This window comes from Aequoribacter sp. (assembly GCF_965659035.1).
GTDB lineage: Bacteria > Pseudomonadota > Gammaproteobacteria > Pseudomonadales > Halieaceae > Aequoribacter.
On sequence record NZ_CBFHWH010000053.1, the window covers coordinates 1 to 13,782 of the forward strand.

The window sequence follows — 13,782 nt, forward strand, 5'->3', positions numbered from 1 at the left end:
AGGGGTTATTGGCCTAGGTTATGTGGGCTTGCCCTTGGCGGTTGCTTTTGGAACCAAGCAGCCGGTTGTGGGTTTTGATGTCGACCCCAAACGGATTGCCCAGTTAACCGAAGGTTATGATGTTACCGGCGAAACCAGTGCCGAGGCTTTGGCGTCGGCGTCCCAGTTATCATTTAGTGCTGATCCCGCGCAACTGAAGCTTTGCCAAGTGTTTATCATAACGGTCCCAACCCCGATAAACGCCGATAAGCAGCCGGATTTGAGCCCTTTAATTGCCGCTTCTGAAACGGTTGGCAAGCACATGCCCAAGGGTGCGATCGTGATCTATGAGTCAACGGTTTATCCCGGTGCTACCGAGGACGATTGTGTCCCAGTACTTGAACAGTATTCAGGCCTTACCTTTAATCAAGATTTTTGGGTGGGTTATAGCCCCGAACGTATCAACCCTGGTGATAAACAGCGCCAGTTACCCGACATTGTTAAAGTCACCTCGGGTTCGACACCGGAAATCGCCGATTTTGTTGATCAGCTATACGCGTCTGTCATTCGTGCGGGTACTTATCGGGCTAGCAGTATTCGGGTAGCCGAAGCCGCAAAAGTGATCGAGAATACCCAGCGTGATTTGAATATCGCCTTGGTTAACGAGTTGGCTATTATCTTCAATCGGCTCGGCATCGATACTCAAGAAGTGCTTGAAGCGGCGGGTACGAAATGGAACTTTTTACCTTTCCGACCCGGCTTGGTGGGCGGTCACTGCATTGGCATTGATCCCTATTATTTAACTTATCGGGCGCAGGCGGTGGGTTACATACCGGACGTTATTCTGGCGGGCCGTCGCATTAATTCGAACATGGGTGCCTATGTGGCCGACGAGCTGGTCAAAGCCATGCTGCGCAAACGCTTGCACGTCGCTGGGTCTCGAATTTTGGTTCTGGGCTTTACTTTTAAAGAAAATTGCCGCGATGTTCGCAATACGCGAGTGGTGGATATTATTGCCGCTTTGGCGCAATACGGTGCCGAGGTGGATGTCTATGACCCATGGGTGGATATCGAAACCACCGAACTAAGCAATGGTCGTTTGATAGATCAGCCCGATGCTAATGCTTATCAAGGTTTGCTGTTAGCGGTAGCGCACGAGCAATTTCACGAGCTCGACGAGTCGCAGTTAAACACTTGGTTGCAAACCGAACGCGTCATTTACGACTTGAAGTACGTACTACCGAAAGATTTGGTCGATCTGCGGTTATAAGCGCATGGTTATGGCTTCGTGAAAGTTCTACAAGTACTGCCTGCTCTGAATGGCGGGGGTGTCGAGACGGGCACGCTCGAGGTTGCACAAGCGTTGGTTAACAAGGGCCATGACTCTTGGGTCTTATCGGCAGGTGGCTCGATGGTCGAGCGTTTAGAACGCGAGGGCTCGGCGCATGTGGTCTGGGATTTGGGCAAGAAAAGTCTGCTTACTTTGCGTCACATTTGGCGCTTGCGAACTTGGCTATCGCATCAGGCCTTCGACGTAATCGATGTGCGCTCGCGCATGCCTGCGTGGGTGGTGTACCTAGCGTGGCGAGGATTGCCAGCGAACTCGCGACCTCGGCTGATCTCAACCGTGCATGGTTTATATTCAGTGAACGCGTACAGCAAAATTATGTGTGTGGGCGAACGTGTTGTTACCGTATCGCAAGCCGCACGCGACTACGTAACTGCTAATTACCCCGACGTAGATACTGCGAAATTGGTCGTGATTCCGCGCGGCATAGAGCCCTCCAGCTACTACCCAGACTTTGCGCCCACTGCCGATTGGAGCGCGCACTTTAGCAAGGAATTTCCAGACGCCCATGGCAAACAGCTGATTACCATGCCGGGTCGCTTAACCCGTTTAAAAGGCCAGACGGATTTCATTCGGCTAATGGCTCGTTTGGTGCACCAACAGCATCTGCCGGTGTATGGCCTGATCGTGGGTGGCGAAGATCCCAAGCGCAAAGCTTATGCGCAAGAATTACGGGATTTGGTGGCACAGCTTGATTTGACCCAGAACATTTGCTTTACCGGCGCGCGCAATGATATTCGCGAGTTGTTTGTGCATTCAAATGTTGTCCTGTCACTCTCGAGTCAACCCGAATCGTTCGGCCGCACGGTATTAGAAGCCCTGAGTCTGGGGCGCCCTGTTGTCGGTTATGCTCATGGCGGTGTCGCTGAGATTTTAGCCGAGCTTTTTCCCGAGGGTGCCGTTCCTTTACAAGACGAAGAGGCCCTGCTGCAGTCGGTGTTAGCACAGCTGCAAAATCCCTCGGTACCGGCCATAAACACGCGATTCCTTAAACAAAACATGTTAGATATGACGCTACAGGTCTACGAGGGCTCGCTATGATCTTTGTGCTGATAGACCTGCTACTCTTGCTCGTGTGGTCCACGCAGTATCGTTGGTGGGGCCGCACAATTGATTACAAGCACCCGCGAATTTTAATGTACCACATGGTGTCCGGGCATCGACGCGGCGCCAAGTTTAATAAATTGCGGGTGGCTCCTGCTCAGTTTGAGCGCCAAGTGGCGTATCTCGCCGAGAACGGCTGGACCTTTGCGCACGTATCTGAGCTGAAGAACGCGTTGCCCGACAAGACGGTTGTGCTGACGTTTGATGACGGTTACCGCGATAACCTGGAGTACGCGCACCCCATTCTTGCACGTTATAAAGCAAAGGCCACCCTGTATTTGGTCGAGGACCGCTTCGATCGTGATTGGTCGACCGCAAAAAAGGCGCATCACGATTCTGGCGAGTTGATGCAGGAGCCCAAGCTTAGTGACGCTGAAGTTGAGACGATGTTGGCTTCAGGTGTGTGGGAGCTCGGCGCTCACACCCTTACGCATGCAAATTTACCGGCAACTGAGCCGCAGCTGCGTGCGGATGAAGTCATTCAAGGTCGCACAGTCTTACAGCAAAAGTTCAATCAAAGCATACCTAGCTTTGCTTATCCCTTTGGTATTTACGATACCGAGGATGTCCGCTTAGCTGAGCAAGCAGGCTACGATTTTGCGGTGACGACCAAAGAAGGGATCGACCCCCTGCCCTACGCCAGACCCCTAGAGTTGAAGCGCATTAAAGTTTCAGGCAAAGAAGGCTTGTGGAGCTTTAAGTTGCGCCTTCGAACGGGCAGGCGTAAATAAGTTGCGCTTTACTGAAAAGCGGCTCCGGGTTGTACGCCCATTTTCTTCAAAATCAGCGCCAGTGGGCAAAAGCCCGTGAAAGCAGCCTGCAGCATATTGGCCCCCACGAATACGGTTAACCAGCTCCATGCACTATGGTGAAGCTGGCTGAGGGTTAGACTTATGAGTACCACAATACCTGCAAACGCCATGACTGCTCGGTCGATATTCATGTGTCTGCCTCCTCTTCAATCGGTGATTTACAGCTTACCGAATCGGTGTTTTTGAGTTTCTGACTTGCGTCAAAATTCACACTTATTTTGGCTCTGGGCTACTGTTCCGAAAGGCGTGACTGGACGTACACTTCACTGTCTAATTTTGTTTTGTCGGCGATGAAACTATTGTCTTTTGATGCGCTTCGCACACTGTCGTTCCCGGCGCACGATCATTTAAAACCCGATCAATACTGGCGCCATAAAGAGCGAATACAGGCGGCCGACTTTGTGTTGTTTCCTGACTATTGGCAGCTGAACGCACTTGTCTATGGTCTGGGTGCACGCGTATTTCCAAGTGAAGCCAGTTACCGCATTGGGCACAATAAAATCGAGATGACACGCGTCTTTCAGACGGTCTGTCCCGCACACACGCCCGATACCTTAATTTTGTCGAAAGCCGATAATGCTCTGAACGATGTGCTCGAGGTATTTGATTATCCTTTTGTTGCCAAGATCCCGAAAAGTAGTCGTGGTGAAGGCGTATTCCTGATCGAAAATTCGGCGGATTGGGTTCGGTATTACAATCAGACTGATACCATTTACGTGCAGGAGTATTTGCCAATCGACCGCGACCTGCGCTTGGTGTTACTCGGCGAGAAGGTGGTCGGCGGGTACTGGCGCCTGCAAGCCGTGCAGGGGTTTTACAATAATCTAGCTCAGGGCGGCACGATGATGGCTGGGCAACTGCCTCCTGAAGCGGTGCGGTTGGTGGAGGATTTCGCCAGACGAACCGGTGTTGATCACGCCGGTTTTGACGTGGCGATGGTGGGTCAGCACCCTTATCTGATCGAGTTTAATCGCCTGTTTGGCACTCAGGGAGTCACGGCTGTGATCGGTGATACAACCCGCTTTATTCTGGAGTATCTGGAAAAGCGCTTGATCAGCGAGCGTCCTATTGAGCCGACAACTCCCCGCCGTAAACGCCGGCTTCGACGCGTTGCTTAGCCTTTTAGCGATTGCATATCGGCAAGCGTTTGTCGAATTAACTCGCGCGCCTCGGGTGATCCGTCTAATAAACGATGGGTTCGACGCGTGGCCACCCAGCGACCCGATTCTTTGACCCAGTCCCAGCGGCTTACCGATAATCGATGCAGACCAAAACCTGTGTCTTCGTGGGTGTACAAGCGGTGGTACCCCAAACCAATCGCCTGTTCGTCTTTTATGGCAATGAGCGGCAGGCTCATGGTGTGCGCGCAACCTTTAGCAACTAAGTCTTTATGATAATCAGCGTTTAGCGTAGCTAAGATGTCGGCATGACCGGCCATGTCAAAGCGCTCATCGCCGATATCATAGACTCCGTCTTGGGTCCAAAGTGACGCGGCTAGATCCAGCGACAAGCTGTCGACCGCAGGCCCATAAGTGCTGAGTGCTTGATACAGCTCCAGTTGGCTTTCGACTTGTTCCAGTCGACACTCTAAAGCGTGTAATCGGTCTTCAATGGCCTTATTCATGCGGTTACCAAACTGTCGCGAATTTGACTGTATTGTGAAATGTGGGCGGTGTAAGCTCAAGGCTTGATAATAAATACGTCCCAGCACCCGCTGCTGGGGTCTGGTTAATTTAAGTGAGGTAACAATGGATTTAGGGATACGTGGTCGTTCAGCGATTGTTTGCGGTGCTTCAAAAGGTTTAGGGCTGGGCTCAGCGCAAGCCCTGGCGGCCGAAGGGGTCAATGTATTGATGGTGGCGCGCTCGACCGATGCCTTGGAAGCTGCAGCCGAGGATCTGCGGCGAGCAGCACCGGATGTCGCGATTACGACCTGCGCGGCCGATCTGTCGACCGCCGAAGGCCGTGACTCTGTATACGCGGCGAGTCCTCAGCCCGATATTTTAGTGGTCAACGCGGGCGGACCTCCGGTGAAAGACTTTCGGCAGTTGAGTGAGCAAGACTGGGTTGCGGCTTTAAATTCAAACCTTTATGGAATGACAGATTTAATCAACCGAGCTGTGACCGGGATGTGCGAGCGGGGCTTTGGCCGTATCGTGACCATTACCAGTGCCTCGGTAAAAATGCCGATGGTAGGTTTAGATTTATCCAATGCGATGCGTTCGGGCTTAGTGTCGTACTGCAAGGGCATTTCGGCGGGACTCGCTCAACATAACGTGACAATTAATAGCCTGTTACCCGGGTTACACGCTACTGAGCGCTTAGACGGTATTTTTGTGGCTCGCTCGGCCATGATGGGAAAAACGCCAGGCGAAGTTGAAGAGCTTTCCCGTAACCAAGTTCCTGCTAAGCGTTTTGGTACCGCCGAAGAGTTCGGCCATTTCTGCGCGTTTATGTGCAGCACCCACGCAGGTTACATGACGGGGCAAACGGTCTTATTGGATGGCGGTGCGTATCCCGGATTGGCCTGAAGCTAAACATTTATGCGTCTACTCCGTCCGAACACTTATGCCGCAACCATTCGGCCTTAGATCAAAGTAGGTTTACGTCATGGCTCAACCAAACAAGAGTTCGGCGATTAACACGATCTTCGTGACTCTGATGCTGGGCGGCATTTTTGTGGCCTTGTTTAACGGCAGTATGGAGTCCTTAACCAAAGCCTCTTTTGATGCCGCTAAAACGGCAGTGACCTTAGCCATTAGCTTAGTCGGCGCTATGGCTCTGTGGTTGGGTTTAATGAAGGTTGCTGAGAACGCGGGCCTCTTAAGCGTTATTGCGCGCAAGCTAAAGCCAGTGATGACGCGGCTCTTTCCCGAAGTTCCCGGCGACCACCCGGCCATGAGCGCCATGATTATGAACATGTCGTCGAACATTCTGGGCTTGGGCAATGCCGCCACGCCTTTTGGTATAAAAGCCATGCAGGCTTTAGAAAGCCTGAATAAACATAAAGGTACTGCCACGCACGCCATGTGTTTGTTTTTAGCCATCAATACCAGCTCCGTGACCCTACTCCCTTTGGGTGCCATTGCGGTTCGTGCTGGCGCCGGTGCCGACGACCCCGCCGGCATTTTGTTGCCATCGATATTGGCAACCGCCTGCTCTACCGTGGTAGCGATTGTTTTAGCAAAGCTATTTGCCAGTCGAGACCCCTATCCGCCGGTTGTTTATTCTGGCGGTATTGTTGTCGCTGGCGCGGATTTCGACCCGGACGAACCGGCGTATCAGGTTGCACCCGAATTACAGGCAGAGGGCTGGCGCCGTTTGATGCTGCCTGTGTACTTGTTGGTGTTTCTTGGCGCAGCGGTCTTTCAGTTTGTAGGTCATATTCACAGCGGTGCCGAACCACTATCTTTTTTTATCGACGTACTACCCACGTGGTTGATTCCATTTTTGATGGGCGTGTTGGTGACCTATGGTCTGAGTCGCCAGGTGGCGGTGTATGAGTCGGTCTGCGAGGGCGCGAAAGAAGGCTTTGACGTTGCGCTGCGCATAATTCCTTTTCTGGTGGCGATCTTGGTGGCGATTGCGCTGTTTCGATCCTCGGGGGCACTGGATATGTTAATTCAGATGTTGGCTCCATTGACTAACTTAATTGGTATGCCTGCGGACACTCTGCCTATGGCTTTGGTAAGGCCTCTGTCTGGTTCGGGTGCCTTTGCGGTTATGAGTGACATCGTGAACCAAGATCCCAACTCACTATCGGCGTTTATCGCGAGCGTCATGCAGGGCTCCACTGAGACTACCTTCTACGTCTTAGCCGTGTATTTCGGCGCCGTCGGCATTGTGCGCACGCGCTATGTAATAGTGGTTGCCTTGCTCGCAGACCTAACTGGCGTTCTCGCGGCGGTATTCTGGGGCAATGTATTTTTTACGGGCTAATCGTAGCGGCAATAAACGTTAACAGACTAGCTCAATGCTAAATGATGGTTACAGATGATGATTCGTCAATATGGGCACAGTTAAAGTCGGTTTTATCCTGCAACCCAACTTCTCATTGGTTGCTTTTACTGGCGCGCTCGATGCGCTTGTCACGGCTAATTTGGTATCCCCCGAGCCCGTGTTCGCGTACCAAACGTACGGTTTACCATCTGCTGTCACCACAAGCGACGTCGGTATCGAAATTGCCGCAAACGGAACTATTAAATCCTTAGAGAACGATTTTTCAAGCTTTGATGTGTTGATCGTTTGTGGCGGTCTGCGTTGTTCGTTGACAGAGTACTCGCCACTTAGTCACATTCTTAAGTCGTTTGACAAGCAAGGTGGCTTATTGGGTGGTTTGTGGAATGGCGCGGTAGCGTTGGCACACGCCAATTTACTCAGTCAGCAAGAATGCGCAATACATCCCGATAATCACGCGCTGATGAAAGAGCAATTCCCCCAAGTGAGTGTGTCTAAAAACACGCTGGTCGTCACCCAGCATCGCGCAACGTGCACCGGGCCCGCGAGCGCGCTCGAGATGATGTTGAAACTGATTGCGCGTTATCGAGGAGCTGAAATTGTCCGCGCGATACGCGAAATTCTCAGCTGCGATATTACCAGTGCTGATCAGGACGCTATTCCACTGCAGATGGCCGATGACCCCACGCTGCCTGAGCCGCTTCGCGAAGTTCTAGAGTTGATGCGCAAGAATATTGAAGAACCTTTAACCTTGGTAGAGCTCGCTGAACACAGTCAGGTATCACGGCGTCAAATGGAACGGCTGTTTCACGCTCACCTAGATAGTAGTCCCTCACGCTACTATTTAGAGTTGCGTTTAAGGCACGCGAAACGGCTGCTTGCACAAACTAATGAATCGATAACGAACGTTGCCATTGCCTGTGGCTTTGTCAGCATTAGCCATTTTAACAACTGCTTTAAAGATTCTTTTGGGATGACCCCCGGTGCCAGCCGAGCACGATCTGTCGCAGGAAAGATCGCAGCAGAACCTTAAGATTGCCGCCATAGTGTTAAGTCGCCCGCATCTGCTATCGCGAGCCCGAACTCTTGGCTCGCACTTTGTAGCCACAACCAGAGGTAATCGGCAAAGCTTCGCCGTACTACCAGTTCGAACTCTTGGGGTCCCAACCGGCGAATTACAGCACTCGATTTGGCAAACACCGTAGAAACTACTTTCCCCACAGGAAAGACATGCTGGTGCACGTCGACCGGCGTGGACTTCTTGAGAACGTCGACGACATGCTCACCGCTCAGAATAAAGACAGTCATCCCACCACTGCCATTTACCAGAGAATAATGGCCAGTCATCTCAGCGCGAAACCTGGCTTCAAGCTCAAACACCTTGTCGTTGGGCAGCGAGATAAGCCACTCGTCGGGTGCTATCCAGCGAATTACAACATCCGCCCCCTCTACACTGGTGAGAGGACGCAGCGGTAGAGCCACGCCTAAAATTTGGTGGGCGATATTGGTGAGCTGGGTATCATCGGGTTGACAGCGTAGGGTTAGGTGCCCCTGTAGGCCAAGTTCCTGAAATATTACACCAGCGGCCTGGGTCAAAAGAGACGCCATGTTGGCCAAGTCGACGTGGTGCAGTGGCGATTCGCCGCGAACTTTCGCGCTTGCTTCGGGTACCTGATTCATAATGGCAACGGGGCCTCTTGCTTCAGACATTTAGACGCTCTCCTGTCGGATCAAAGAACACGGTGCTGCAAATTTCCGCTTCGATGACTCGTCCGTCGGCTAGGGGGTAATATACTTTTTGACCTAGACGGTCCAAGCCGCCTTTGACCAGTCCTAGAGCGATACTACGGCCTAAGTTGGCGCTGTAGTAACTTGAGGTAACATGCCCCACCATCGGCATGGGAATGGGCGCCTTGGGGTCGAATACCCCTTGAGCCCCCTCGGGTAGTACAACATTGGGGTCGGTTGTTTTTAGGCCCACTAATTGCTTGCGATTCTGGCGTATGCAGTCTTCCCTTGCCATACCGCGTTTACCTATAAAGCTGAAAGGTTTTTGCTGGGCAACGGCCCAACCCATACCTAAATCGTAGGGGTGCACCGAGCCATCGGTGTCTTGGCCGACGATGATAAAGCCCTTTTCGGCTCGAAGAACGTGCATTGTCTCGGTACCGTAGGGGGTGATATTGTATTTTGCCCCATGCTCGAACACTTGCTCCCAAACATGTAAGCCGAAGTTGGCTTGTACATTAATTTCAAACGAGAGTTCGCCAGTAAACGATATGCGAAAGACCCTCGCTGGAACACCTGCTACGGTCATTTCTTTCCAGTCCATGTGGCTAAAGCTGTCGTTCGAGACGTCGGCATCCGTCAGTTCAGTCAGCAACTTACGGCTATTGGGTCCTGAAATTGTGATGGTCGCCCAGTGATCCGTCACGGTGTTGAAATACACCTCAAGCTCGGGCCATTCAGTCTGATGATAAAGCTCGAGCCATTCATACACTCTCGCTGCGCCACCGGTAGTGGTGGTCATAACGAAGTGGTTGTCGCCTAAACACGCGGTGACCCCATCGTCGAATAACATGCCGTCTTCGCCGCACATTAGTCCATAGCGGCAGCGGCCTACGGCGAGCTTAGCCCAGGCATTGGTATAGACGCGCCCTAAGAATTCGCGGGCATCTTTGCCTTGAATATCAATCTTGCCCAGGGTTGATGCGTCAAGAACACCCACAGATTCGCGCGTTGCGAGGCACTCGCGATCGACGGCCTGCTGCATGGTCTCCCCGTCTTTCGGGAAATACCATGGGCGCTTCCATTGCCCGACATCTTCAAATTTAGCACCATGCTTTAGGTGCCACGAATGCATGGCTGTGAAACGTTGCGGGTCGAATAATTCACCGCAATCCCGTCCCACAATGGCCCCAAAAGTTACCGGCGTATAGTTCGGGCGGAACATGGTTGTGCCCGTCTCAGGAATGGACTTACCCAACGCTTTGGCGGCAATGGCCATTCCATTAATGTTGCCGAGTTTCCCTTGATCGGTACCAAAACCCATGGCGGTGTAGCGCTTTACGTGTTCAATCGATTCATAGCCCTCGCGGCACGCAAGTTCGATACCAGCGGCAGTCACATCGTTCTGCAAATCAACAAATTGTTTCGGTGCTTGAGCGGTGCGTTTTGTGTGGGGAATAAGAAATAGCGCCATGGTGGGGTCTTGCGCTTCCGACTCTCTTGCTGGCACGGCAAGTTCGACCTTAGCCATACCAAGTTCGGTCAGCGCTTGATTGGCAGCGCTCACACCTTGAGCGATTGCGCCTGAGGTAGAATACTCGCCCGTGATCGCGCCTGCGGTCAGCTGTTTTTGCACGGTCGGGCCTGCCACAAAGCCGAGAATGTCTTCGTTCCAAATAGGCCTGCTGCCGGTGTGTCCGGCAAGGTGAATCACAGGACTCCAGCCACCACTGCTGGCAATGCTATCGGCGCGGACGCGAGTTGCCGGTCCAACTACTTTACTCCCGTCGGCACTGATCGGCGCAATCATAGCGGCTTTAACTCGCTTAGAGCCCACTGCATCGATAACGGCAGAGCCCGTAATCACCTGAATACCCAGTGTCGAAGCCTTGGCAACACAGGCGCCTTTGGGGTTCTGACGGGTATCGACAATTGCTGTGACTTTGCGCCCGCCTTCATGCCAATCAAAGGCGGTTTGATAGGCACTGTCATTAGTGGTCATCAGCACCAGCTCATTGCCGGGCACAACGCCATAGCGGTTGACATAGGTCGATACCGCGCTTGCCACCATGCAGCCAGGGACATCGTTATTGCCGAAGACCAGAGGTCGCTCGTGAGCACCGCAGGCCAACACCACCCATCTAGCACGCACACGATGTAAGCGTTGCCGTGGTTTGTTCGCGGGCGCTCGATCGGTCATATGATCGGTGCACCGTTCGTGAATAGTCAGAAAATTGTGATCGTGATAGCCATTGACGGTTGAGCGTGGGAGTAGCAAGGCGTCCTTGTAGGCCGACAACTCGCCTACGGCGTTTGTTATCCAAGTGTCAGCGGGCATACCATCTAGCTTCTCTTTTGAGCTTAACAGGCTGCCGCCAAACTCGGCTTGCTCATCGGCAAGAATCACGCGCGCGCCGGCTCGCGCCGCGGTAAGAGCTGCCGCCAAGCCTGCAGGGCCACCACCAACAACCAAGACATCGCAATGCTGGTTAAGCTTGTCATAAGTATCGGGGTCGTACTCGAGCGGCGAGCGGCCGAGCCCCGCTGCTTTGCGGATGAAGGTTTCGTAGGTTTCCCACATGGATTGTGGGTACATGAACGTTTTGTAGTAAAAGCCGGGCGGCATGACTTTGCCGCCAATCTTCCCTACATAACTCATTAAATCATTATCGACGCTAGGCCAGCCATTGACTGCCCCCGACACCAATCCATCAAACAGTTCTTGCTGAGTTGCGCGCACGTTCGGCACCTGCGTGGCTTCGGTCGCACCCAGTTGCATGATTGCATTGGGTTCGTCGGCACCTGCCGCCACAATGCCACGGGGGCGGCTGTACTTGAAGCTCCGGCCTACCACATCAATACCATTCGCTAGTAAAGCTGAGGCAAGGGTGTCGCCTTCGTAACCCTGCAGGCTTTTGCCATTGTAGGAAAACCGCAAGATTTTATTTCGGTTAATTCGGCCCCCGGTTTGGAGGCGATTTTTTTGTACCATTGTCGCTACTCCTTACTGAGCCGATTTTTCTGAGCTGACCACAGCGGGTTTTTCGCCAATCTTGTACACCTCTTTAATTTCATAGGTGACGGTATCGCGTGTGATATTAAAAAATTTACGGCAACCGGCGTTGTGCACCCACAGTTCGTGGTGCAATCCTCGAGGGTTTTTACGAAAATACAAATAGTTGCCCCACTCTTCATCTGAGCAGGCCTCAGGCTCGATGGGTCGCGCTATATGCGCTTGACCTTTGGGGTGAAACTCTTCTTCTTCGCGGTACTCGCAACAGTGCGGGCAGTAAATGTGGAACATTGCATCAACTCCTTAGTGCGCTACGCCGGCCGCGCCGTGTTCGTCAATCAATGAGCCAGAGTGAAATCTGAACATCGAAAATGGTTCGGCTAAAGCGTGCATCTCTCCGCTGGCGAGCGAGGCTGCAAACACATGCCCCGACCCTGTTGTTGCCTTGAATCCTCCGGTGCCCCAACCACAGTTAAAGAACAGATTCTCGATCGGTGTTTTGCTAATAATGGGGCACGCATCGGGTGTAGTGTCGACAATGCCACCCCATTGCCGGTTCATGCGAACTCGGCTGAAGATAGGGAACAGTTCAACAATGGCCTGCAGCGTATGTTCGATGGTCGGGTATGAGCCGCGCTGTCCATAGCCGTTGTAACCATCAATGCCGGCGCCGATGACTAGATCGCCTTTATCCGACTGACTGACGTAACCATGCACGTGATTGGACATCACCACGGTATCCAAAATAGGTTTGATGGGCTCGGATACCAGTGCTTGCAGCGGGTGGGACTCTAAGGGCAGTTCAAAACCTGCCATGTTAGCGATAACACTTGAGTTACCAGCGGTCACTGAGCCCACGCGATTCGCTTTGATATCGCCGTAGCGGTCGGTCTTGACGCCGACACAGGTGCCATCCTCAATCAGCAAATCGGTTACTGCTGTTTGTTGGATTAGGTCGACCCCAAGTGCGTCGGCACCGCGGGCGTAGCCCCAAGCGACAGCATCGTGGCGGGCAACGCCCGCCCGAGGCTGCCACGATGCGCCTAATACGGGGTAGCGTCGGTTGGCTGAACAATCCATGTGCGGCACGATTTCTTGTACTTGCTTGGCGTCTAGTACCTCGCCGTCAATACCATTTAGACGGTTGGCGTTAACGCGTCGCTGAATATCGCGCATGTCTTGTAAAGTGTGGCCTAAGTTTAATACGCCGCGTTGCGAAAACATGACGTTGTAGTTGAGGTCTTGCGATAAGCCCTCCCACAGTTTCATGGCGTGCTCGTACAGGTGAGCTGCTTCGTCCCACAAGTAATTAGAGCGAACGATCGTCGTGTTGCGCCCCGTATTACCGCCTCCGAGATAGCCTTTTTCGATAACGGCGACATTCGTGACTCCAAACGCCTTAGCTAAGTAGTACGCGGTGGCCAGCCCATGACCACCACCGCCAATGATAACGACGTCGTAGTGTTTTTTGGGCCTGGGGTTACGCCATGCGGGTTGCCAGTTTTCGTGATGACTGAGGCTGTGCTTTAACAGCCCAAAACCGGAGTAGTGCTGCATAATTACGCTTCCTTTGTGCGCGATTGAAGTCCCCTGCGTCACTGGCAAGCCCTCCACCAGTTGCTGTGTTGGCAATCGGTGTCGATCGGCAAGAGGAAGTTCGATAAGGACTTTGACTTGATGGCATCTTAAATGGTGATGGTCATCTAGGCCTGCTTGATAGCGCCGTTTTTATTTCTGCTTGCGACAAAAGGGGCCCCGAAGTCTAAAATTGGTTAGAAGCGCAGCAATATGTGAACGCTCACTCGCTTTATCCTCGGGGTTGTTGCTCGGTGCTTGGCGAC

General features: G+C 52.7%; 13 protein-coding genes. 7 read left to right on the forward strand and 6 right to left on the reverse strand.

The genetic code is table 11. The features are described from left to right. The 3 genes from ACTF5Z_RS08440 to ACTF5Z_RS08450 form a co-directional block, all read left to right on the forward strand. Nucleotides 1-1,249 (forward strand): nucleotide sugar dehydrogenase (locus ACTF5Z_RS08440; RefSeq protein WP_438985252.1); only part of this gene is annotated, 1,249 nt, incomplete at its 5' end. An 18-nt stretch (nucleotides 1,250-1,267) separates the two neighbouring features. Further along, nucleotides 1,268-2,368 (forward strand): glycosyltransferase family 4 protein, encoded by a 1,101-nt coding sequence (locus ACTF5Z_RS08445; protein WP_438985253.1) that lies wholly within the window; start codon nucleotides 1,268-1,270, stop codon nucleotides 2,366-2,368. Then, a complete protein-coding gene (locus ACTF5Z_RS08450) occupies nucleotides 2,365-3,162 on the forward strand; it encodes a polysaccharide deacetylase family protein (protein ID WP_438985254.1) in 798 nt (265 codons plus the stop codon). Before ACTF5Z_RS08445 ends, ACTF5Z_RS08450 begins: the two co-directional genes overlap by 4 nt. 8 nt (nucleotides 3,163-3,170) lie before the next feature. On the opposite strand, the gene ACTF5Z_RS08455 is transcribed toward ACTF5Z_RS08450, so the two are convergent. After that, on the reverse strand, nucleotides 3,171-3,374 hold the full coding sequence (locus ACTF5Z_RS08455; RefSeq protein ID WP_438985255.1) for a YgaP family membrane protein: 204 nt from the start codon (nucleotides 3,372-3,374) through the stop codon (nucleotides 3,171-3,173). A 159-nt stretch (nucleotides 3,375-3,533) separates the two neighbouring features. On the opposite strand from ACTF5Z_RS08455, the gene ACTF5Z_RS08460 reads away from it, so the two are divergent. After that, nucleotides 3,534-4,361, forward strand: coding sequence for an ATP-grasp domain-containing protein (locus tag ACTF5Z_RS08460; RefSeq protein ID WP_423849215.1), 828 nt, complete (start codon nucleotides 3,534-3,536; stop codon nucleotides 4,359-4,361). Here ACTF5Z_RS08460 and ACTF5Z_RS08465 read toward each other — a convergent pair. Then, nucleotides 4,358-4,867 (reverse strand): nuclear transport factor 2 family protein, encoded by a 510-nt coding sequence (locus tag ACTF5Z_RS08465; protein ID WP_438985256.1) that lies wholly within the window; start codon nucleotides 4,865-4,867, stop codon nucleotides 4,358-4,360. The two genes, ACTF5Z_RS08460 and ACTF5Z_RS08465, sit on opposite strands and share 4 nt — an antisense overlap. A gap of 124 nt (nucleotides 4,868-4,991) precedes the next feature. Here ACTF5Z_RS08465 and ACTF5Z_RS08470 point away from each other — a divergent pair, with 124 nt between their 5' ends. The 3 genes from ACTF5Z_RS08470 (at nucleotide 4,992) to ACTF5Z_RS08480 (ending at nucleotide 8,233) form a co-directional block, all read left to right on the forward strand. Beyond that, complete coding sequence (locus tag ACTF5Z_RS08470; RefSeq protein ID WP_438985257.1) at nucleotides 4,992-5,774, forward strand: SDR family oxidoreductase; 783 nt, start codon at nucleotides 4,992-4,994, stop codon at nucleotides 5,772-5,774. 79 nt (nucleotides 5,775-5,853) lie between these two features. Then, entirely contained in the window at nucleotides 5,854-7,182 is a 1,329-nt protein-coding gene (locus ACTF5Z_RS08475; RefSeq protein WP_438985258.1) for a nucleoside recognition domain-containing protein, read from the forward strand. 70 nt (nucleotides 7,183-7,252) lie between these two features. Further along, nucleotides 7,253-8,233 (forward strand): GlxA family transcriptional regulator, encoded by a 981-nt coding sequence (locus tag ACTF5Z_RS08480; RefSeq protein WP_438985259.1) that lies wholly within the window; start codon nucleotides 7,253-7,255, stop codon nucleotides 8,231-8,233. Here ACTF5Z_RS08480 and ACTF5Z_RS08485 read toward each other — a convergent pair. From ACTF5Z_RS08485 to ACTF5Z_RS08500, 4 genes are read right to left on the reverse strand one after another with little or no spacing between them, the layout of a single operon-like run. Then, complete coding sequence (locus ACTF5Z_RS08485; RefSeq protein ID WP_438985260.1) at nucleotides 8,230-8,910, reverse strand: sarcosine oxidase subunit gamma; 681 nt, start codon at nucleotides 8,908-8,910, stop codon at nucleotides 8,230-8,232. The two genes, ACTF5Z_RS08480 and ACTF5Z_RS08485, sit on opposite strands and share 4 nt — an antisense overlap. Beyond that, nucleotides 8,903-11,920, reverse strand: coding sequence for a sarcosine oxidase subunit alpha (locus ACTF5Z_RS08490; RefSeq protein WP_438985261.1), 3,018 nt, complete (start codon nucleotides 11,918-11,920; stop codon nucleotides 8,903-8,905). Before ACTF5Z_RS08490 ends, ACTF5Z_RS08485 begins: the two co-directional genes overlap by 8 nt. A 12-nt stretch (nucleotides 11,921-11,932) precedes the next feature. Next, nucleotides 11,933-12,232: a sarcosine oxidase subunit delta gene (locus ACTF5Z_RS08495; RefSeq protein ID WP_438985262.1), complete on the reverse strand. Its 300-nt coding sequence runs from the start codon at nucleotides 12,230-12,232 to the stop codon at nucleotides 11,933-11,935. A 12-nt stretch (nucleotides 12,233-12,244) separates the two neighbouring features. Next, nucleotides 12,245-13,498, reverse strand: coding sequence for a sarcosine oxidase subunit beta family protein (locus ACTF5Z_RS08500; RefSeq protein ID WP_438985263.1), 1,254 nt, complete (start codon nucleotides 13,496-13,498; stop codon nucleotides 12,245-12,247). Between the last annotated feature and the right edge of the window lie 284 nt (nucleotides 13,499-13,782).